The organism is Vreelandella azerica (assembly GCF_013112225.1).
In the GTDB taxonomy this organism is placed as follows: domain Bacteria; phylum Pseudomonadota; class Gammaproteobacteria; order Pseudomonadales; family Halomonadaceae; genus Vreelandella; species Vreelandella azerica.
In genome coordinates this window covers 352,735-372,473 of the sequence record NZ_JABFHI010000001.1, presented here as the reverse complement: position 1 = coordinate 372,473, position 19,739 = coordinate 352,735, and the positions used below count along the sequence as shown (strand labels likewise).

The window sequence follows — 19,739 nt, the reverse complement described above, 5'->3', positions numbered from 1 at the left end:
CGTTGGTGAGTAGACCAAGGGAATTGCACCCTCGGCCTCTCTCAGAACGGTGCGTGAGCCTCTCGACTCACACCGCTCCCATCAAGCAAAGTCACCCACCATACCTCGCTGCCAATGTACAAACAGGGAAGGTCGGGTCTTGGCCAGTGTTCTCAAAAGCTGACTTGCCCGCATTTTCCGGCCTTTTAAGCGCTTGAACTTCTTCATCGCCCAGGCCACCAACGTCCGGTTGAAATGTCGCAGCACCGGGTACATGGCGGAAGGATAGAACCTCCCATAGTACGCCAGCCACCCCCGAAGAATCGGGTTATGTAGTCGCGATATATCAGCCAGACTCAGGTTGGAACGATTGCGATAGTTCAATCTCCGGGTTGTTTGCCGCATGGACTTCATAGCCGCTTGGCTGACCGCTGGCGTAAAATTCACAAACATGCTGTTTCGTTTGCGGTTCTTCACCAGTCGTGGCCTGAAGGTATACCCAAGAAAATCAAACTGCGTGTTTGGGTACTGCCTTCTGCGTTTCCCGTCCTTGCAGTAAGCAATCTTGGTCTTCACCGGATGCATTTCCAGGCCGCATTCCCGTAGCCGCTGTTCCAACTCAGCCCTGACAGCCAGGGCCTCATGTTCGGTTCGACAATGCACCAGTCCATCATCCGCATACCGGCACCAAGGTGCCCCCGGAAATGTTCTCCCCATCCAGAGATCAAAGGCATAATGCATGAATAGGTTAGCCAACAGCGGACTGACCACGCCCCCTTGGGGAGTTCCCCGAGAACGGATCTCCTGGGTTCCATCCACCAACTGCATGGGGGCCGTTAGCCACCGGTCTATGTATAGGCTCGCCCATTCACAGTGCACATGCTTTCGAAGCGCCTTGCGCAGCAACTCATGGTCTATGTTGTCAAACAGGCCTTTGATGTCGAACTCAAGAACCCAATCGTATCGCCAACATCGCTCACGCGTGATACCTACAGCATCCAGCGCCGATTTTCCGGGCCGGTAGCCGTAGGAGTCTGGAAAGAAACAGGCTTCGATAACAGGTTCAATCTCCCGTTTGACTACCATTTGAGCCACGCGATCAGCTACGGTGGGAATACCCAAGATGCGCTCCCCACCGCTCTTTTTAGGGATGGCCACAGCTTTCACAGCCGGTGGGAAGTATGTCCCTGACGACATCCGATTCCAGATCTTGTACAGATTACTCCTCAGATCTGCCTCGAACTCCGCAAGTGACTGCCGATCCACACCCGCAGCGCCCGCATTGGCCTTCACTGCCTTATAGGCGTTGTACACTGACCACTTATCAATGGTGTATGACTTTGTTGCACTCATCCGTCTCCTCCTGTGTCCAGTTGGACGCCAAGTACAACCACTTGATCCGAGTCCTTCGCTCCAGCCGCATTACCGGCCTTCATCACTACTACAACTCGGTCCGTCCCAGTGCTCCGCATCGGTACTCTCGCCTTGTGGTTTTAGCCACTTGTGCTTCTCCCTTAACATCGGAACGACTGGTTCCCGCAGTTCCGCACAAAAGCCTGAATCAGATTCACGCCCCCTATACGCCGGCTGCCGCTTGTCCAGTAATCAGGTGTCCGACAAGCTTGTCCCAGAAGGTAGAAACGCCTCTGGTTTTGACAGCGGGTCTCTGAATAACGACGCGTCAACGGGGGTTCACTTGCGTTCGTCTCTCTAATCCACACCTACCCGAGATGTTCTCTCGCGGTTTTGACCCCAACGCTCACTACCTTGGCTCTTTACCAACGCAGCTTGGGGTGGTTTGAAGCCCGCTCCTGAAAGCCGACTTCGAAGGGCCCACCTTCATCTTTCATGCAGCTTCTACACCGAAGAAAATGCCAAGAATCAACAGCTCTTCCGTGTGCCTGCGGCACACTTTCTACAGCCTCAACGCTCCGCTAATGTGCGCCGTCTGCGGCGTCACCATTGAGCGTCTTGTTAGCAGATTCTGCCTGAAGACGCTCCACCAGCCACACCTTGATGATCGATTGGCGGGTAACGCCTATGCGCGCAGCCTCACGGTCCAACGACTCGACAACCCAAGCGGGAAAATCGACGTTGATTCTCTTTTGATCCTGATTAACGCGGCGAGCCGAGGACAGGTCAAGGTCATCAACAATGTCGTCCTGACCTTCCTCAAACTTTTTATCGAAGTCTTTAGCTTTCATAGAGCTCAACCTCCTTCTTGCGAGAACGTCTGACTGAAATCAGACGAATACGAGCATCCCTGTATGTGACGACAGCCGACCAATGCTTTTCACCAAGCTTGCCTATCAGCAAAAACCGCTGCTCATCCTCTGATTTTGCGCGGATCTCCAGCAGGTATGGATCTTTCCACAGCCCTTGGGCAGCAACGAAATCTATACCGTGCTTGTCCAAGTTGGCCTGGCTTTTGGCTTCGTCGAATTCAAACTCATCCATGAGTACAAATTATTCCTTTTTTACTCATCTCGCAAGATGTGGGAGGAGTAGTGAAACTGCTAACAGTGATTGGACTGCACATCCTGATATTGGGTGAACAATCTTGCGCGTTCAATAATATTATCCGACGCGCTCCATTTCTTCCAACCCATTGATTTTTCTAACACCTAAATATAGCTAGGCCACCTATCCAGAATTCGCGCGCTTGCGCGTTTTGCCGGAGTCAATAACACTGTATAAATATACAAAAAGAGAGCCATCGTATGGATACGCAGACCAAGCCGCCAAAGTTGATGGACCGTGTCAAAGCTACCATGTGGGTGAAGCGCTGTAGCCCGCATACCGAAAAAACTTACTGTTATTGGTTACGCTACTTCATTCGCTTCCATCGTTTGCGCCACCCAGAACCAGGCACTGAATGCTATCGTCTTCCTTTATCATCAGGTTCTTGCGCAGCCCTCTGGGATAAGGGAAATCGTGGAATTCGGGCACGCTACCGCAAGAGGATGCTGGTCTTCAGCCTCTTCCCTGGCGGTTACAGCCGGCCTGCGCCGTGATCGTGTTTTCTCTACCAGCTCAACCTCGCAGGGCTGCCCCTCTTTGAAGCTTAGACCCACAAGTATGCTATAAACAGGTTAAAGGTTATCTAACGTATCTGCATCGAAACACACAGTGCTATTTAGGGCCTGTTGATGTTTCATCGCGAACCGCGTTGCTGCGCCAAAGAGCGTCAGGCAAGGCGCGACACGACGGCAATGGTGGTGCCCTTACCGAGTGGCGCAACGCCGCATGGCGTTCTTTGGCGTGCAACCCGAAGGGACAGGGCCCTTTTGGCACAGCCCTGCGTTGTTTGTCGCTGATTGGGAGCCACCCAACCACGCTCCTCACGCCTTGTTCTGCACCAAAAGAGCCTCTGTCGCGGCCGTGATGAAACGTCAACAGGCCCTAGTATTCTTGCCTCCCTCTGGAAATATCACTACATAGCAGCACCTTTAATGACAGCCGTGTAGTCAAGCTACAACCCTGTCTGCCCCCAAGGAGCAATTGTTGCAGTGCATTGATTGGGCGATAGTGTCTACAACGCCGCATCACTGAAAGGCATTAGATCAAACGACGCAAATTAAGACCTTTGAATAAGCGACGTTTGACTAAAAGACACAGGCCACCAAATCACTGATGCTAGACGCAATCTCGCAGGTGCAGCATTAGCCATTACGTATCTGCGAACGATAATCATGACACTGAGGGATAGCAAATGACCGGTCTACTCGACGAAATCAAAGCACTTAAGCAGCTGCGTGATGAGCAAGGCAGCAAGTGGGACAACATCACGGCAGAACACGCCGCCCGCATGCGCGTTCAGAACCGTTTTCATACCGGCCTGGATATCGCTCGTTACACTGCCAAGATCATGCGTGAAGATATGGCGGCTTACGATGCTGACACCTCAAAGTACACCCAGTCACTTGGCTGCTGGCATGGCTTTATCGGTCAGCAAAAGCTGATCTCGATCAAGAAGCACTTCGGCACCACCAAGCGCAGCTACCTCTACCTCTCTGGCTGGATGGTTGCCGCTCTGCGTTCTGAGTTCGGCCCGCTGCCTGATCAGTCCATGCACGAGAAAACCTCCGTCGCTGACCTGATCGAAGAGCTTTACACCTTCCTCAAACAGGCGGATGCCTGGGAACTTAACCACCTGTTCCGTGCGCTGGATGAAGCCCAGCAAGCCGGTGACGAGGTCAAGCAGCGTGAACTGATCAAGCAGATCGATAGCCACGAAACCCATGTTGTGCCGATCATTGCCGATATTGATGCCGGTTTCGGTAACGCTGAAGCCACCTACCTGCTGGCCAAGAAGTTCATTGAAGCCGGTGCCTGCTGTATCCAGCTGAAAACCAGGTATCTGATGAGAAGCAGTGCGGCCACCAGGACGGCAAGGTCACAGTTCCTCACGAGGACTTCATCGCCAAGATCAATGCCGTACGTTACGCCTTCCTTGAGCTGGGCGTTGAAGATGGCGTTATCGTCGCGCGTACTGACTCTCTCGGCGCTGGCCTGACCCAGAAGATTGCTGTGACCAATGAGCCAGGTGACCTGGGCGACCAGTACAACAGCTACCTCGACGGTGACTTCATTGATTCTCCTGAAGAGATCAACAACGGCGACGTGGTCATCAAGTCAGAAGGCAAGCTGAAAAAGGTCAAGCGTCTGGCATCCGGCCTTTACCAGTTCAAGCCGGGCACCGGCGAAGATCGTGTGGTGCTCGACTGCATCACCAGCCTGCAAAACGGTGCCGACCTTTTGTGGATCGAGACCGAGAAGCCTCACGTTGGCCAGATCGCCGGCATGGTTAACCGCATTCGTGAAGTTTGCCCGGATGCCAAGCTGGTCTACAACAACTCTCCGTCGTTCAACTGGACGCTCAACTTCCGCCAGCAGGTGTTTGATGCCTGGCAGGAAGAAGGCAAGGATGTGTCTGCCTACGAGCGCGACAAGCTGATGAGCGAAGAGTACGACAACACTGAGCTTGGCCAGCTGGCCGACGAGTGGACGCGTAACTTCCAGCGTGATGGCGCTCGCGAAGCGGGTATCTTCCACCACCTGATTACCCTGCCGACCTACCACACGGCGGCGCTGTCTACCGACAACCTGGCCAAGGGCTACTTTGGCGACGAAGGCATGCTGGCCTACGTGGCAGGCGTTCAGCGTCAGGAGATCCGTCAGGGCATCGCCACGGTTCGTCACCAGGATATGGCCGGCTCCAATATCGGCGATGATCACAAGGAATTCTTCCACGGTGATGCAGCACTGAAAGCAGGCGGTAAAGATAACACCATGAACCAGTTCGGCTAATCGCTGATTCGGCGCTCATCGCGCCAACGGTATTCATGAACGTCGAGGAGGCTCCCAGGAGCCTCCTTTTTTGTTTAGCTTTTATTTATAGGTCTTGTTGTCGAAAAATCAGGCTAATCATATACAATTGCACTATATTACTGGTTATATGTGGCGCTTAGTGCTTTTTAGCATAAAAATACAGTGACATGCACTAACACCAGCCGCAAAAACTCTCTTTCTAACCTTCTTCGAAAGCAGCTGCCCCATGCACAAACAGCAAGACACCTCAGGCGATGACGTCATACTGCATCAGTTCGACAGAGCACTGGTCTGGGACGGCTTCAAACAGCTGGTTCCTCTGTCCCTCTTTGTGATCGCCTTTGGTGCTGCCTTTGGGCTGGCTGCGGCTCAGGCAGGCGTCGATGGCAATATGGCGATTGCCATGAGCACTCTGGTGTTTGCAGGCACCTCACAGTTTGCAGCACTGGATCTGTGGGCCGCTGAAATTCCGCTGTTTACGCTGGTGATCACCGTGTTTGCCATTAATGCCCGCCACCTACTGATGGGAGCAACCCTTTACCCATGGCTGCATCATCTCCCCAGAGGGAAACGCTATGGCGTCATGCTGGTGGCATCGGATGCCAACTGGGCCATGTCAATGCAGGCCTTCAGCCGAGAGAAGCCTGGCTTTGGCATTCTGTTGGGGGTGGCCTTGCCCTGTGGCTTTTCTGGGTGATCGGCACCTGGCTGGGGATCTATTTTGGCAATGTTGTCAGCGACCCCAAACGCTTTGGGCTGGATATGGTGATGGGCTGCTTTCTGCTGACCATGGTGGTCAATGGTGAAAAGAATCTGCGTATGCTGTTTATCTGGTCAGTTGCCGCCATTTCGTCACTCCTGGCGTATCGCTTTCTGCCTGAAAACAGCCACATTATAGTAGGCGCCATCGCGGGCGGCCTTGCAGGGCTAGCATGGGGGTATCAAGGTCATGCTCGTTGAAACCACTGGCATCGGCACGTTGCTGATCATTTTGATAATGGCCGTCGTTACTTTGGTAACCCGCTGGGGCGGTGTCTATATAATGTCGTTCATCCCGATTGGCTATCGGGTCAAACAGTTTATCCATGCCATGTCTGGGTCTGTTCTTGTGGCCATACTCGCCCCTATGGCCGTCAATGGCGATAACGGCGCACGCCTTGCCCTGCTGACTACGGCTGTGACGGTACTGGTGCTTAAAAAGCCCCTTCCCGCCATTGCTGCCGGTATCCTGGTCGCTGCCCTGTTCAGACAGCTTTGAGCGAATGGCAACACAAAACCCTGGAATGGTTGTGCTAACGCTATTAACGATTACACTGGAGATAATACTCTGAATCCAGAGCGGGAGATCATTTTCCGAGAAAATTTTCGAACACCGTTCTATAATCACGGTCTGAAGTAGCACCTATCCTCAGGATTGTGGTCATAGGCATATGTCAGGCGGTCTCGTTGACATTAATAAACGATTAAACGGAATTAGCCATCGGAGGCTTTAATGAAACGTATTCTTCCTATTGCAGCACTCAGCCTGTTGACCTTGGCGGGCTGTGCCAACACCTCTCAATACTCAGGTGACGTCTATCGCGGCCAGGACGCCAAAACGGCCCAAAGCGTAAGATACGGTACTGTCGTGGCGATTCGCCAGGTGCAGATCCAGGCAGACAGCCGCACGGGCAACCTGCTTGGCGGTGGCGGTGGCGCTGTCATTGGCGGGCTTTTGGGTAACCAGGTTGGCGGCGGCAGCGGCCAGCGTATTGCTACAGCAGTAGGTGCCATCGGTGGTGCCCTTGCGGGTACCGCCGCTGAAGATGCTGCCAACCGGATTAACGCCTGGGAAATGGAAATTCGCACTGACTCAGGTGAAGACTTGGTGGTTGTGCAGCGCGCTGATCGTCAGTTTGAACCTGGCCAGCGTGTGCGTCTGATTGGCAGTGGTCGCAATATTAGTGTCGCGCCCTACTAGGCTTCAGACCGACGGCTTCAACAACCACTGCTATGTGGCTGAAAAGCAAAAACCGGTATGGCAAGCCATACCGGTTTTTTCATACTGTTTTTTAATACTGCTCAATACTGCCAACACATGCTTATGACGTCTTAATGAGCCGCTTTTCCGGCAGCCCAGCCAGCCAGTTTGGCAACCACCAGCGCAATAATACCGATCAGGATACTTACCAGCAGGACATCAACCGGACGCACCAACGTCGTCGCCCCTAACACCGCCAGCGAGCCTACCCAAACAAGGCGGTTTTCACCGTGGGTCTTGAGCACCTCAGGCAACATTTTATCCAGGCTGTCACTGAAACCGTTTTCCCAACGCTTATTGGTGAAATAACCAATCAACACGAATGCAATCACCCAAATCAGAAAAACCGTCATTACAAGCTCCATAAGGTAGTAGGGGGAAAGAGTTAAAACTGATCCCGCTAGAGTAGCCTTGCGCATAGCATCACGCAATACCGCCAACGTTTAAAAGGCAAGCGAAAATCACCTCTACCCCCTGACAAACCCCCTTTACCGCGTTACCATATAAGGACATGCACTCACCGAAAGGTTATTAAATGCAAATTGCGCAAAACTCGGTTGTCGCTTTCCACTATACCCTGACCAACGACGCAGGTGAGGTGCTTGACAGTTCCGAAGGCCGCGAACCGCTGACTTATCTGCACGGCGCAGGTAACATCATCCCTGGCCTGGAAAAAGAACTCGAAGGTCGTGGCGCAGGTGAAAAACTGGTCGTCAAGGTAGCCCCTGAAGAAGGCTATGGTGAAGTTCAGGAACAGCTGATGCAGGAAGTGCCGCGTGATGCCTTCCAGGGCGTAGAAAGCGTAGAACCCGGCATGCAGTTCCAGGCCCAGACTCAAGGCGGCCCGCTGATGGTTACCGTCAAGCAGGTTGAAGGCGATACTGTCGTTGTTGATGGCAATCACCCGCTGGCAGGTCAGCATCTTAACTTTGATGTCGAAATTGCCACCGTTCGTGAAGCCAGTGAAGAAGAAGTCGAGCACGGCCATGTACATGGAGAAGGCGGCGTAGAACACTGATTCTACTGTTGTCGAAATACCGCTTGGCATGCATTGCCAAGCGAACAGAAAGCGGCCTTAAGAGGCCGCTTTTTTGTTGGCGCCTTACCCTGAGAGCGCTCCATTTGCCACATGCGCATCGCGATCAGCAGCGTGATCGTCAACAGCAGCCAAGAGCCTATGGCAACGCCCGGCCAGCCTGCCCAGCGCCAAAAGGGCTCCAGCCAGAACCCACCCAGGCTGGCACCTACATAATAAAACACCAGATACAGCGCAGACGCACTGCCCCGTGCGCCTTTGGCATAGCGCCCCACCCAGCCCGATGCCAGCGAATGAGCAAGAAAAAAGCCAAAGGCATTGATCGTCAAGCCCACAATGATCAGCGCCAATGATTCAAACAAGGTCACAGCGGTGCCGGTCATCAGAATCACAACGCCAAGGACGATGCAGCGTGCAGGGGAAAAACGGCTGGCCAACCGCCCAGATAGCGCCGACCCCAGAGTGCCCCCAAGTAAGTCAGAAAAATCAGCCCCAGGCTGGTGGCTGCCAGTTGATAAGGCGCTTCAGAGAGACGGAAGGTTACATAGCTGTACTGATTGATAAAAATCAGAAAGTTAATACCGCCCAAGGCATAGGCAGCAATCAGCACAGGGGAACGCAGGTGATCCAAGAGCCCTTGCAGTGCTTTGGGCAGATGGAAAGGCTGAGGGCGAAAAGCACGACTGCGAGGCAGCAGACGCCAGAACAGCATACCGCCCACAAGCGTCATCAGCCCCACCGTCATAAATGCCGCACTGGCACCGCCCCACTGGGCCACACTGCCCCCAATGACACGCCCGCTGATGCCCCCTAGCGAATTGGCGCCAATATATAGTCCGACGGCGCTGAGTAGCGCCGGCCGGTCAAACTCATCACCCATCCAGGCAATCGCGACGGCGGGCAAGCCGCCAAGAAAAAAGCCCTGCACAAAGCGCAGCGCCAGAAGGGTTTCAATATTAGGGGCAAAGGCCAGCAGCAAAGAACACAGGCCTGCGATAAACAGGGTGTAGCGCATGATACGCTCTCGGCCAATGGCATCCGATAACGGGCCAAATACCAGAAGCGATAGCGCCAGTGACAAGGTGGCGATCGACATCACCAGGCTGACACCCAGGGTTGAGATGCCGTAGGCTTCACGTAATTCTGGAAGTAGCGGCTGGGGAACGTATAGATTGATAAAGACAACAAACGAGCCAAGGCAAAGTGCAGCGGTTGCCCGCCACCAAGCGGCTGTTCTGGCTTCAATCATACCCTCCCCTTAAAGCTTTAACGCTGTAGTGAATCAGCCAACCCAGCCAGATGGGTAGGTTCCAAGGTGCGTCGAGACTGCCAGTAATAACGCTGCCAATAGCTGTTATCCAGGCGCGAGATCATCACCCCTTTCGATGAAGAAGCATGCATGAAGCGTCCGCTGCCAATGTATATACCGGCATGCCGACCAACCCCAGGTGGGTTGAAAAACACCAGGTCTCCGGGCTGTAGTTCACTACGGTCAACCTGACGCCCTTGCTTGACCTGTTGGCGAGTCGTACGCGGCAATTGCACATTGAACGTATCACGATACACATTCTGGATGAGAGCCGAACAGTCGATGCCCCGCTCATTGGTTCCACCCAAGCGGTAAGGCGTACCTACCCAACGCTGATGCTGGGCCAACAAGGCCTGACGCACTGCGGCAGATGTAGAGGAAGAGCCATAATCCAGTAACGTGGTTGAATGATCCGCAGGCGACATCATCAGATCATGGCCGCCCGGCATATCCGGTAGTGACATGGCAAAGTAGTTGTCCGGTGCAGCAGTATTGGCCTGCTTGGTGGAACTGGCGCAGCCAGTAATAACGAGTATAGTGCTCGCCAGACACACACTCTGTAAGACCTTGTTGCCCGCAACTGGCAAGATCCCATTTAAGGAACGGCTTTCCCCATTGGTAAAATTCATAAACGCAACCATGCCACTTTTTCCTCTCATCCAGCCGTGTTTTAACACTGGCTGTAAATCCCTGATTTTGTATAAACAGGACTATAAGCGAAAACACCCCGTATTGGCGAATGAAACAGACCTTTAATTAGCCCTTGTTAATGAAGCGTGCGTTGATCACCCGGTAAGGTATCAATATGCAGTGGCGCAAAATGGCGCGGTTTATTGCCCGGAAAATCCAGGCTTGCCCAGGGGCCGGCCAAGAGGGGGCAGCACATAGCCAAGCAGTCAGAGCCTGGCGTAGACCGGCCAGGAAACTGTCGCGCTCAGGAGTGTCACCCATAAAAAATGAAAAACCGGCGTACAGCCCCTCGGCATATGTCTGCCAGCTGCTGTAATGCTTGCTTGCCAGTGCATAAGCCTGATCCAGCAGGCGATTAAACTGAGCCAGCGTCAGCCAGCCCAGTTGCCGTCCGGCAATCGCCAGGTCAACCACCTGGGCAATGTCCCAGGCGGTCATATCCAGCTGGTTGCAGCCATCTTCGTCGTCGCGCACGCGTTGCAGGCGCAGCAGGTGCTGATGTTCTTCCGGGCCACACTGCCCTGATTCCAGAATGGCAATCTCGGCATCCAGACGCTGAGGGTTCAGCGTATAGGGCGCATAGTTGATCTGATAATCCTGACGATCACCGGACTCCAGCATGAAGCGGATAAATTCCTTGAACTCATCAGCGTTCTCTAACTGATAATGACTATCGACCCAGGCCAGAATCTCGTGCTGTTCACGCTCACTTTCCGGATAGGGCTCTCCCCAGGCAGCGCTATTCAGCGGCCCGGCAAGTGCCATGGCGGTAAAGTGGCTCAAGGCTGGCCGCACACCGGGTTCACGCCAGGCACCGGGCTGCCAGTCGAGCCAGTTGAACAGGCTACCAGGGTCATCAAGATGCCAGGCAATTTCATGCACCAGCGACTGGCTGTCAGCTTCCGGCAGGCACTGCTCCCAAGCCAGCCAAGCCTTGAGCAAGGTATGTGCATCAGGATAAAAACGGCACAGGCTGCTTTTCAGCGCATCAACATAATCCAGCAGTTCGGCCTGATCAAACAGCTGGCTATCCAGCGCCATATGCAGATAAAAGGCGAACTTTTCGGCCATATGAATCGTCGCCGAATGGCGACTGATCGCTTTCAGCGCACCACGCTGCTCCTGCCATTGAGGGTCAGGTTCACCAAATATACTGTTAAGCGGTGGCCAGATACCATGAGCGGCATCCGCCGCCAGCTGGTTAAGATGGTGCGCCTGAGCGGGCAACCAGTAACGCGCCAGCGCTGCTGCCCCTTCATCCGCATGCAGCCCCAAGGTGTCCTGCAGAAAATGTGCCACTTCCATGCGCCTGGCCTCCGGCAGCACCAGAGCAACCCCACCCTGGCGCAGCATCAGTTCAGGCTCACGCACGCCGGCCAGGGCCAGCAACCAATGGTAAGGGCTCTCGCGCCAACGCCGTATTGCCTTGCGAGAGGCATCGCGTACCTCGCTGTCCAAAAGGCTCTGCAGTGGCTCGGCCCAAGGGCTGTGGGCAGACGTCAACAACTGCTGTTCATTAGCCGAACAGCCAACGCTGCGGCGATCTTCGCCTTCGAACAGGCTCAAGCCACGCGCAAAAGCGTCAACCAACTCCGTCCAATCCTTATAGCGCTGGCTCAAGAGATCTACTGCATGGGCCGCAAAATGGTCGGCATCCTGCTGGGTAAGATAGCCACAACACGCACCCGCCCAGGCCAGCTCAGCCATGCGCAGCCAATCCCAGGCGGCCCAGTCAAGCGGCTCTTGCTGGGCAATAAACGTAGATAGAAGGCGGGCGTGCGGCGCTTCCTGATGTTCATCCAGCCAGGCGTTATGCTCGGCGTCATCCAGGGTTTTCAGCAAGCGCGCTTCAACGTCCCAGCGCTGACGCTCACCCTGGGCACTCAGCCACAGTAGCGCCGTCATCAGGGTGTCACGGTCGTTGACCTCCCAGGCCGAATGCAGCCACTGTGCTGCGTCCGGCCAAGCGTTGCGGCCACCCGGATACTCGGTAACCGGCCTGAGTAGCGCACAGACGCGCCAGCAGCGAGCCTGTGCAGCCTGTGGCCCGTGTTGAAATGCTTGATTACTCTTCCGGGACATCAGCAATCACGCCTAGGGGTTATCGCATCGACCAAGATTCACCTCGTCTTGCTTCAGGAGTGGCCTGGCACCATTTTTTTGACAGTGCCAGCTCATAAGGGGCACATAGTGTAACCCAGGTGGCAGCGGCCAGCCCACGCCAAGGGCAAAAACACCTCCGCCCGGCATGGCCGGGCGGAATTAACGCGTTGCGCTGGAAGGATACGCCTGCTCAGCCCGATTCCTTGACCTTGCTGATTATCCAGAGTAACACCACAGCACCGACAATCGCGGTGACCAGGGAACCAATAAAACCACCCGCTTTCAGCCCCAGCAAACCAAACAGAAAACCACCCAATACGCCCCCGACAATGCCCACCCCGATATTGCCCAGGATACCGAAGCCGCCGCCGCGCATAATATTACCGGCAATCCAGCCTGCCAGCCCGCCAATTATCAACCATGCAATCAAGCCCATATCAGACTCCTAGCCTTATCATTTGTGTGGAATTTTACCTGTATCACCCGCATGTTCTACCATAGCATATCCCTCGACACTGTCGCCCGAGCACACAGGAGCAAGATAACTGATGATTCCCGATTCGCTTCGCCATTTGATAAAGGCTACCCAAGGCCAGCAGACGGTTATCTGGCAGGAGCGTGAACTGGTGCTCTTCAACCAGCCCTGGGGTGAGCTTGCCATTGCCCTGCAGGGTGCCCAGGTGGTGCACTTTCAACCGGCCGATGATGCCGCGCCCTGGCTATGGATGACGCCTACCCCCAAGCACTGCCCGGTGCACTGCGCGGCGGCATCCCCTTGTGCTGGCCGTGGTTTGGCGACGAGCGCTATGCCGATGAAAGCGATGACCGCAGCGGCCCCTTCCACGGCCTGGCCCGCCATGCGTTGTGGCATCTGGAGGCAGTTGACGAGCACGAAGAAGGTATTGAAGCTCATCTTTCGCCACAAGATCGCCTGCATAGCCAGCTAAACGTCCGCGTCGTCATTCAGGCCAACGCCCAGCGCCTGCACGTCGAACTGATCAGTGAGAACTGCGGCACCGCTCCGGTAAAGATCAGTGCCGCCCTGCACAGCTATCTGGCGGTTGATCAGATTCAGCAATGCCGTCTTGAAGGGTTGGCCGGTGCGCGCTATCTCGATAAGCGCCGCGGCTTCGCCGAAGACGAGCAGCAAGGCACCCTGGCGATTCGCGGCCCTATCGACCGCATCTACCATAGCAACGCGGCGGTCATTCTGGATGACGGCAACCGCCAACTGCGGATTGCCAAACACGACAGCGATTCGACCGTGGTATGGCACCCTGGCAGCGAATTACCCGGTGATACTCCGGCAGAGGCCGCCGAGCACTTTTTATGCGTGGAAGCCGCCAATACCCGGCTCGACCCGGTCTGGCTGGTACCGGACGCCCAGCACATCCTGGGTACCACTATCAGTCGTGCCTAGCGCCGCCGTTCACCTGCTGTTCACTCAAGCAGGCTTAACATCACCTTGATCTTTGATCACTTTTGGCCAACAAGGAACGCTTATCCATGAACCCTCAGTACTGGCTTGAAGCCGCGACGCTGGTTTTCAATCTGCTCGGCATGGTGGTTTGCCTGGTCGGGCTGACCCTGGCGCAGAAGATGACCCGCCGCTGGCCCGGCTATGTGATTGCCGTGATTGGTTTTCAGATAGCGACCCTGCCGATGTTTTACCAGTTGGTGCAGATGCTGCGCCAAAGTGGCGCATAGCGGCGTCTTCCAGAGGAGCCACGCCAGATGCAATCACCGTTCAACACTGAACGCCTGAGCCGGGAACTCACCAACCTGATGGAACGCACCCGTGACCGGCAGCTCAGGCTGGCCGTCACCGGGCTTTCCCAGGCAGGGAAAACCGCTTTTCTGACCTCTTTGGTCAATCAGCTGCGCCATGCCGGGCTTGAAGCGCAACTCGACCTCTTGCCAGCAGCACGTGAGGGTCGTCTGCTCGGCGCTCAACGCTTGACCCAGCCGGATCTGGGCGTCCCGCGCTTTCCTTACGATGCGGCCCTGAGTGCGCTCAACGCCAAACCGCCGCGCTGGCCGGAGCCGACGCGCGGCATCAGCGAGCTGCGTCTGCAGTTGCGCTATCGCCCTGCCCAGCGCGGCTGGTTAACGCCGGAATTCAGCCATCTGACCCTGGATCTATTTGACTACCCGGGTGAATGGCTGCTCGACCTGCCCATGCTGGCCCATGATTTCGACAGCTGGTGCCAGGCGCAGACCCAGCACAACGGCGTGCATCGCCAGGCGCTGTTCAGCGCTTGGCAAACCGGCGTCGAACAGCTTGACCCCGCCGCTGAGGCGGATGAAGCACAGCTCGCTGACTTGGCAGCGGCCTACGCTGATGGCCTGAAACAGGCCAAACAGGCCGGCTTTTCTGACCTTCAACCAGGGCGCTTCCTGTTACCCGGGGAACTTGACGGAGCGCCGGTACTGCAGTTCTTTCCCTTGCCGGATATTGAACTATCGACCGAACAGCGCCAGGCACTGCCTGAAAACAGCGTTTATGCCACCCTGGCCAAGCGGTTCCGCTATTATCAGCAACATATCGTCAAACCCTTTTACCGCGACCATTTCCGCCGCTTTGACCGCCAGATCGTGCTGGTCGACGTGCTCGGCGCGCTGAATGCCGGCCCTGAGCGGTTTGAAGACCTGTCACGGGCGCTGCAACAGCTGATGCATAGCTTTGACTACGGCCAGCGCAGCCTGCTGACCCGGCTGTTTTCGCCGCGCATTGACCGGCTCGCCATTGCCGCCACCAAAGCAGACCATGTCACACCGGATCAGCACGGTAATCTGGTACGCCTGCTGGAAGGGCTGCTGGCCGAGCCGCTCAAAGACCTGCGCTTTGCCGATATTCCGGTCAAGGCGCTGTCGCTTGCGGCGATTCGTGCCACCCAGGCCCGCGAGGTCAATCAACAGGGCCAGCGCCTGGCCGCCCTTTACGGCACCACGCTGGAGGGCGAAGAAGTGCTTATTTACCCCGGCGATGTACCGGCTCGCCTGCCGGATGAGCACTTCTGGCAGCAACAGGGTTTTGACTTTCCGCATTTTCGTCCCATGGGCTCATCCCATGAAGCACTGGCCCACATCCGCATGGATGCCGCCATTGACTGGTTACTGGGAGACAAGCTCGCATGACCGACCGCCCGACTGACAACAGCACCGAAGCCAAGCCTCGCCCGCGACGTCACTTTTCACTCGATGACACCCTAGCCGGCAGCGCGAAGCCCCAAGACAATGAAACCGAAGATGCCCTGCGCGGCACCCGACGCTTTGATACCCAGACCGCCCACCAGCCGCTGGAACCCGCACCGGCAGACCACAAGGCCTTGCCCGAAGGAACCCTGTATCCGCCGCGCAAACGCCGCTGGGGCTTGATATTTTCACTGGCTGGCGTGGTCGGTTTAGGGTCTGCAGAGCTAGTGACGGGCATCCCCGCCGCTTTTGAGCAAACCCGCTGGCTGGATGCCGCTTGGCAGCTCTTCGGGCTGGGTTTGATGGGTATCGGCGCCGCTGCGCTTCTGCGTGAAGTAGCGCGCCTCAAGCGCCTGAAGCACCACGACAAGCTACGTGAAGCACTGGCGGAACTTCCCCTGCGCTCCCCCAAGCAGGCCATACAGCAAGCCGACGCCCTGCGCCGTCAGCTGAAGCTCAGTGACGACGACCCGCACTGGCAAGCCTTTCAACATGCCAGCCAGCCGCATCACAGCAGCGCAGACATCATGACCCTGCTCGATTACCATCTGCTGGCCCCCGTGACCGGGAAGCCCAGCGGCTGATTTCGCGTATGTCCGGGGAAACCGCCATCATGGTGGCTGTCAGCCCGTTAACCTTGGTGGATATGGCGCTGGTCGCCTGGCGCAGCTTGGCGATGATCAACCGCCTCTGCCGCCTTTACGGCCTGGAGCTGAGTTTTATCAGCCGCCTGAGGCTATTTCGCAGCGTGCTTTATCAGATGGCCTTTGCCGGTGCCAGCGAACTTGCCACCGATGCCGGTATGGATATGCTGTCTCTGGATGTGGCCGGGCGCATTTCCGCGCGCGCCAGCCAGGGCTTGGCCACCGGCTTGCTGAGCGCTCGGCTGGGGCTGAGAGCCCAGCGGCTGTGCCGCCCGCTGGTCTTTACCCCTGAGCAGCAACCGCGCATGGCAGACCTCCGCCAGGATCTATGGCGCCAGATCCGCCGCCTCGATACCCAGCGCAGTACCTAGGCGGACAAAGGGTGAAAACACTCGGGAAAGCTGGTCTTTCGGGATGCCTGGCCCTGCATCATGAATGCGCAACATCACAATATTGTATCAAGCGTTTGCGCTTACGGCTTACAGGGCAAAGCGTTTTGTTAGCCACTGGGCAACACCCGCATCGTTGTGATGACCGATACGTCGCGCGCCCGCAACCCGCTCAAACAGCGCCGGGTGGGCATTGGCCATTACCTGGGCTTCACCGGCCAGGTTGAGCATCTCGATATCATTAAGGTTGTCGCCAAACGCCAGGCAATCTGGCGCTGTCAGGCCCAGCTTTTCCAGCAGGGCCGTTAACGCCACCCCTTTATTGACGCCACCGGCCATGATTTCCAGAGCATCGGTGGTGGAGTAGGTAATGTGTAGCCCCTGCCCATGGGCTTGATGAGCCTGGGTTTCCAGTTCCGCCAGTGCTGCCGGGTCGCCCAGATACAGCACCTTGCCTACCCCATTGGCATCCATCTGTTCCGGCGGCACTACCTGATAGGTAAAGCCGGTGGTGGCGTGAATCGATAACAGGTGCGGTGCGGGTGCATCCACATGCCAGCCACTTTCACGGTACAGGCTCAGCCGCACCTCAGGTGGGCGAGGCAGCTGGATCAACGTTTGCGCATGGTCAGGCTCAAGATAGCTGGCATTCAGCAATTGGCCTTCAGGGTTATGGGTATAGGCGCCATTGGTGCTGATAAGGTGAACGGGGATATCCAGTTGATCGCGAAACACCCGCATATCGTGGTAGTGGCGCCCGGATGCCAAGGCAATATGGTGCCCTTGTTCAGCCAGCAAACGGAACACCTTGACAGTGCTTGCGTGCAAGCGATGGTCGCTGCCTAACAACGTCCCGTCCAGGTCAGAAACAATCAGCCGCGCGGTCATCACACCCTCCTCGTTTGAAAGCCAATAGGCTAGCCTGCGCCTTCGGTAGTTTAACCGATTCACTGAGGCGACGCTAAAGCATTGATGTTAAGCAAACGCGCGCCTTCTGTCAGCGTGGTGATTGGCGTAGCGGGTGGGAATCCGTATAGTGGCACCCCTACTCTTGCCAACTGATTGACCTCATGCTGCAAAATAATTCGGTACTTGCCCAACTCAAGCAACAGATTCGTGACACCACCCCGCGCGCGGAAGGCGTTATCAAGGCCACTGAAAAAGGCTTTGGCTTTCTGGAAACCGACGCGGGTGAATCCTATTTCGTCCCGCCGCCCGCCATGAAGCAGGTCCTGCATGGCGACCGCGTTGAAGCCGTTATCCATGAAAATGGTGACAAGAAATCTGTCGAACCGGAAAAACTGCTTGAAGCCGGACTCGACCGTTTTATTGCCCGCGTGCAAAAGCGTGAGGGGCGATTGGCGGTGGTTCCTGATCACCCGTCCATCCGCAATGTGCTCAAGGCGCGGATCAAGAACAGCCTGGATGAAGCCAGCATCGCAGACGGCGACTGGGTGGTTGCTCGCCTGGTGCGCCACCCGCTGAAAGAGAACGACCGAGGCTTTTTTGCCCAGGTTGACGAACTGGTGGCCAAGTCAGATGACCCGGCCGTGCCATGGCGAGTCACCCTGGCCCGCCATGCGCTGGAACAGGAATGCCCGGATGCTGGCACCGACTGGCCGTTGCTGGATGAGGGCTTGACCCGCGAGGACCTGACCGCCTGGCCGTTTTTCACCATTGACGGTGAAAAGACCCGGGATATGGATGACGCCCTGCATGTCGAAACCCTGGAAAGCGGCGGCTGGCGCCTGAGCGTGGCCATTGCCGACCCAACCGCTTACGTCGAAGAAGGCCATGCCGCTGATCTCGAAGCGCGCACGCGCGCCTTTACTGTCTACCTGCCGGGTCAGAACGTCACCATGCTGCCTGAGCAGCTGGCGGATGATCTCTGCTCGCTATGGGAAGGTCAGGAGCGCTCTGCCCTGGCCTGCACCCTGGACATTAACGCCGATGGCAGCCTGGGCGAATACCGCTTCTTTGCCGCCAACGTCATGTCGCACGCCAAGCTGGCCTATGACCGTGTCTCAGACTGGATTGAAGGTCAGGGCGACTGGGCACCAGCCGACAACATTGCCGAACAGCTCAAGGCGCTGCAGGCGCTGACTGAAGCGCGCACCGCCTGGCGTAACGAGCATGCCTTGGTATTCAAGGATCGTCCGGATTATGTCTTCGACCTGGACGATGCAGGTAATGTGCTGGGAATTCGTACCGAAGAGCGCCGCATCGCCAACCGCATGATCGAGGAATCGATGATCGTGGCCAACGCCTGCTGCGCTGATTATCTGGCCAAGCATATCGGCCATGGCATCTTTAACGTCCACCGTGCCTTTGAACCAGACAAGGCCGAGGCGGCTCAAGAGTTTCTGGCCGGGCAGGATATTGAAGTCGCTCGCGAAGCGCTGCTTGAACTGGCCCACTACAAGGACCTCAAGCGGGCACTAGAAAGCCGTGACGATGCCTGGCTGGACGCGCGCCTGCGTCGCTTTCAGGGCTTTACCAGCATGTCAGCCCAGCCTGGCCCACACTTTGGCCTGGGCCTGAATGCCTATGCCACTTGGACGTCACCGATTCGCAAATACGGTGATATGGTCAACCACCGCCTGATCAAACGCATTCTCAAGGGGGAACAGGCCCCGGCGGAAGCTAGCCAGCAGCTTACCGAGCAGCTCACCGAGCGCCGTCGCCTGAATCGTATGGCTGAGCGTGACGTCAAGGATTGGCTGTATGTACGCTACCTGACGCCTGCCGCCGAGAACCAAGACGCCTTTGATGCCGAAGTAATGGCTATCAACCGCGGTGGCATGCGGGTACGCCTGCTGGAAAATGGCGCCACTGCTTTTGTTCCAGCGCCCTTGATGCACAGCGATCGCAACAAGGTAGTGATTGATGACAAGGAAGGTCGCATTCAGATTGAAGGCGAAGAACGCTACAAACTGGGCGATAGCCTGCGCGTGGCGCTGACCGAAGCCCGTGAGGAAACCCGTTCACTGGTCGCCCGGCCAGTTGTCTAGCATCAACGCCTAGAGACAACGGTAGGCACTCC

The 19,739-nt window shown here is 56.3% G+C and carries 17 protein-coding genes and 4 pseudogenes; 12 read left to right on the top strand and 9 right to left on the bottom strand.

What is annotated here, in order from left to right:
- Positions 1-81 precede the first annotated feature (81 nt).
- The 3 genes from ltrA to HLB35_RS01785 form a co-directional block, all read right to left on the bottom strand.
- Positions 82-1,332, bottom strand: a complete 1,251-nt coding sequence (ltrA, locus tag HLB35_RS01795) for a group II intron reverse transcriptase/maturase (protein ID WP_171701280.1) — start codon at positions 1,330-1,332, stop codon at positions 82-84.
- 581 nt (positions 1,333-1,913) lie between these two features.
- A complete protein-coding gene (gene brnA / locus HLB35_RS01790) occupies positions 1,914-2,183 on the bottom strand; it encodes a type II toxin-antitoxin system BrnA family antitoxin (RefSeq protein WP_171701279.1) in 270 nt (89 codons plus the stop codon).
- Positions 2,173-2,436 (bottom strand): BrnT family toxin, encoded by a 264-nt coding sequence (locus HLB35_RS01785; protein WP_171701278.1) that lies wholly within the window; start codon positions 2,434-2,436, stop codon positions 2,173-2,175. Before HLB35_RS01785 ends, brnA begins: the two co-directional genes overlap by 11 nt.
- Positions 2,437-2,699: 263 nt before the next feature.
- On the opposite strand from HLB35_RS01785, the gene HLB35_RS18685 reads away from it, so the two are divergent.
- The 6 genes and pseudogenes from HLB35_RS18685 (at position 2,700) to HLB35_RS01760 (ending at position 7,270) form a co-directional block, all read left to right on the top strand.
- Positions 2,700-2,993, top strand: a complete 294-nt coding sequence (locus HLB35_RS18685) for a phage integrase N-terminal SAM-like domain-containing protein (protein ID WP_422822403.1) — start codon at positions 2,700-2,702, stop codon at positions 2,991-2,993.
- A gap of 698 nt (positions 2,994-3,691) precedes the next feature.
- Positions 3,692-5,289, top strand: a pseudogene (locus HLB35_RS01775) (isocitrate lyase).
- A gap of 247 nt (positions 5,290-5,536) precedes the next feature.
- On the top strand, positions 5,537-6,007 hold the full coding sequence (locus tag HLB35_RS18045) for an AzlC family ABC transporter permease (RefSeq protein WP_328730768.1): 471 nt from the start codon (positions 5,537-5,539) through the stop codon (positions 6,005-6,007).
- Positions 6,004-6,270: a hypothetical protein gene (locus HLB35_RS18040; protein WP_328730766.1), complete on the top strand. Its 267-nt coding sequence runs from the start codon at positions 6,004-6,006 to the stop codon at positions 6,268-6,270. Before HLB35_RS18045 ends, HLB35_RS18040 begins: the two co-directional genes overlap by 4 nt.
- Positions 6,260-6,568 carry an AzlD family protein gene (locus tag HLB35_RS01765; RefSeq protein WP_171701277.1) on the top strand — a complete coding sequence of 103 codons (309 nt, stop codon included), beginning with the start codon at positions 6,260-6,262 and terminating at the stop codon, positions 6,566-6,568. The genes HLB35_RS18040 and HLB35_RS01765 overlap by 11 nt, the downstream gene beginning before the upstream one ends.
- Positions 6,569-6,802: 234 nt before the next feature.
- On the top strand, positions 6,803-7,270 hold the full coding sequence (locus HLB35_RS01760) for an outer membrane lipoprotein (RefSeq protein ID WP_171701276.1): 468 nt from the start codon (positions 6,803-6,805) through the stop codon (positions 7,268-7,270).
- Positions 7,271-7,401: 131 nt separating this feature from the next.
- On the opposite strand, the gene HLB35_RS01755 is transcribed toward HLB35_RS01760, so the two are convergent.
- Positions 7,402-7,683 (bottom strand): hypothetical protein, encoded by a 282-nt coding sequence (locus HLB35_RS01755; RefSeq protein WP_171701275.1) that lies wholly within the window; start codon positions 7,681-7,683, stop codon positions 7,402-7,404.
- Positions 7,684-7,865: 182 nt separating this feature from the next.
- Between HLB35_RS01755 and HLB35_RS01750 the strand changes: the two genes are divergently transcribed.
- Positions 7,866-8,348 carry an FKBP-type peptidyl-prolyl cis-trans isomerase gene (locus HLB35_RS01750; RefSeq protein WP_171701274.1) on the top strand — a complete coding sequence of 161 codons (483 nt, stop codon included), beginning with the start codon at positions 7,866-7,868 and terminating at the stop codon, positions 8,346-8,348.
- Between the two features lie 2 nt (positions 8,349-8,350).
- Here HLB35_RS01750 and HLB35_RS01745 read toward each other — a convergent pair.
- From HLB35_RS01745 to HLB35_RS01730, 4 genes and pseudogenes are all read right to left on the bottom strand, one after another.
- Positions 8,351-9,615, bottom strand: a pseudogene (locus tag HLB35_RS01745) (MFS transporter).
- 17 nt (positions 9,616-9,632) lie between these two features.
- Positions 9,633-10,316: a C40 family peptidase gene (locus HLB35_RS01740; protein ID WP_328730762.1), complete on the bottom strand. Its 684-nt coding sequence runs from the start codon at positions 10,314-10,316 to the stop codon at positions 9,633-9,635.
- Positions 10,317-10,431: 115 nt separating this feature from the next.
- Positions 10,432-12,447: a DUF1266 domain-containing protein gene (locus HLB35_RS01735; RefSeq protein WP_235936937.1), complete on the bottom strand. Its 2,016-nt coding sequence runs from the start codon at positions 12,445-12,447 to the stop codon at positions 10,432-10,434.
- Positions 12,448-12,658: 211 nt separating this feature from the next.
- Positions 12,659-12,904, bottom strand: a complete 246-nt coding sequence (locus tag HLB35_RS01730) for a GlsB/YeaQ/YmgE family stress response membrane protein (RefSeq protein ID WP_171701273.1) — start codon at positions 12,902-12,904, stop codon at positions 12,659-12,661.
- A gap of 112 nt (positions 12,905-13,016) precedes the next feature.
- Here HLB35_RS01730 and HLB35_RS01725 point away from each other — a divergent pair.
- From HLB35_RS01725 to HLB35_RS01710, 4 genes and pseudogenes are all read left to right on the top strand, one after another.
- Positions 13,017-13,888 (top strand): annotated as a pseudogene (locus HLB35_RS01725) (D-hexose-6-phosphate mutarotase).
- Between the two features lie 86 nt (positions 13,889-13,974).
- Positions 13,975-14,175, top strand: a complete 201-nt coding sequence (locus HLB35_RS01720) for a hypothetical protein (RefSeq protein ID WP_171701272.1) — start codon at positions 13,975-13,977, stop codon at positions 14,173-14,175.
- A 27-nt stretch (positions 14,176-14,202) separates the two neighbouring features.
- Positions 14,203-15,606: a YcjX family GTP-binding protein gene (locus HLB35_RS01715; protein WP_171701271.1), complete on the top strand. Its 1,404-nt coding sequence runs from the start codon at positions 14,203-14,205 to the stop codon at positions 15,604-15,606.
- Positions 15,603-16,678 (top strand): annotated as a pseudogene (locus HLB35_RS01710) (YcjF family protein). Before HLB35_RS01715 ends, HLB35_RS01710 begins: the two are co-directional and overlap by 4 nt.
- A 108-nt stretch (positions 16,679-16,786) precedes the next feature.
- Here HLB35_RS01710 and HLB35_RS01705 read toward each other — a convergent pair.
- Complete coding sequence (locus tag HLB35_RS01705) at positions 16,787-17,584, bottom strand: HAD family hydrolase (RefSeq protein WP_171701270.1); 798 nt, start codon at positions 17,582-17,584, stop codon at positions 16,787-16,789.
- A 182-nt stretch (positions 17,585-17,766) separates the two neighbouring features.
- Between HLB35_RS01705 and HLB35_RS01700 the strand changes: the two genes are divergently transcribed.
- Positions 17,767-19,707: an exoribonuclease II gene (locus HLB35_RS01700; protein WP_171701269.1), complete on the top strand. Its 1,941-nt coding sequence runs from the start codon at positions 17,767-17,769 to the stop codon at positions 19,705-19,707.
- The last annotated feature ends 32 nt before the right edge of the window (positions 19,708-19,739 follow it).

Excerpts from the sequence above, each read along its gene's own strand:
- ltrA (WP_171701280.1), bottom strand. The coding sequence starts at position 1,332 with ATGAGTGCAACAAAGTCATACACCATTGATAAGTGGTCAGTGTACAAC.
- brnA (WP_171701279.1), bottom strand. The coding sequence starts at position 2,183 with ATGAAAGCTAAAGACTTCGATAAAAAGTTTGAGGAAGGTCAGGACGAC.
- HLB35_RS01785 (WP_171701278.1), bottom strand. The coding sequence starts at position 2,436 with ATGGATGAGTTTGAATTCGACGAAGCCAAAAGCCAGGCCAACTTGGAC.
- HLB35_RS18685 (WP_422822403.1), top strand. The coding sequence starts at position 2,700 with ATGGATACGCAGACCAAGCCGCCAAAGTTGATGGACCGTGTCAAAGCT.
- HLB35_RS18045 (WP_328730768.1), top strand. The coding sequence starts at position 5,537 with ATGCACAAACAGCAAGACACCTCAGGCGATGACGTCATACTGCATCAG.
- HLB35_RS01765 (WP_171701277.1), top strand. The coding sequence starts at position 6,260 with ATGCTCGTTGAAACCACTGGCATCGGCACGTTGCTGATCATTTTGATA.
- HLB35_RS01760 (WP_171701276.1), top strand. The coding sequence starts at position 6,803 with ATGAAACGTATTCTTCCTATTGCAGCACTCAGCCTGTTGACCTTGGCG.
- HLB35_RS01755 (WP_171701275.1), bottom strand. The coding sequence starts at position 7,683 with ATGACGGTTTTTCTGATTTGGGTGATTGCATTCGTGTTGATTGGTTAT.
- HLB35_RS01750 (WP_171701274.1), top strand. The coding sequence starts at position 7,866 with ATGCAAATTGCGCAAAACTCGGTTGTCGCTTTCCACTATACCCTGACC.
- HLB35_RS01740 (WP_328730762.1), bottom strand. The coding sequence starts at position 10,316 with ATGGTTGCGTTTATGAATTTTACCAATGGGGAAAGCCGTTCCTTAAAT.
- HLB35_RS01735 (WP_235936937.1), bottom strand. The coding sequence starts at position 12,447 with ATGTCCCGGAAGAGTAATCAAGCATTTCAACACGGGCCACAGGCTGCA.
- HLB35_RS01730 (WP_171701273.1), bottom strand. The coding sequence starts at position 12,904 with ATGGGCTTGATTGCATGGTTGATAATTGGCGGGCTGGCAGGCTGGATT.
- HLB35_RS01720 (WP_171701272.1), top strand. The coding sequence starts at position 13,975 with ATGAACCCTCAGTACTGGCTTGAAGCCGCGACGCTGGTTTTCAATCTG.
- HLB35_RS01715 (WP_171701271.1), top strand. The coding sequence starts at position 14,203 with ATGCAATCACCGTTCAACACTGAACGCCTGAGCCGGGAACTCACCAAC.
- HLB35_RS01705 (WP_171701270.1), bottom strand. The coding sequence starts at position 17,584 with ATGACCGCGCGGCTGATTGTTTCTGACCTGGACGGGACGTTGTTAGGC.
- HLB35_RS01700 (WP_171701269.1), top strand. The coding sequence starts at position 17,767 with ATGCTGCAAAATAATTCGGTACTTGCCCAACTCAAGCAACAGATTCGT.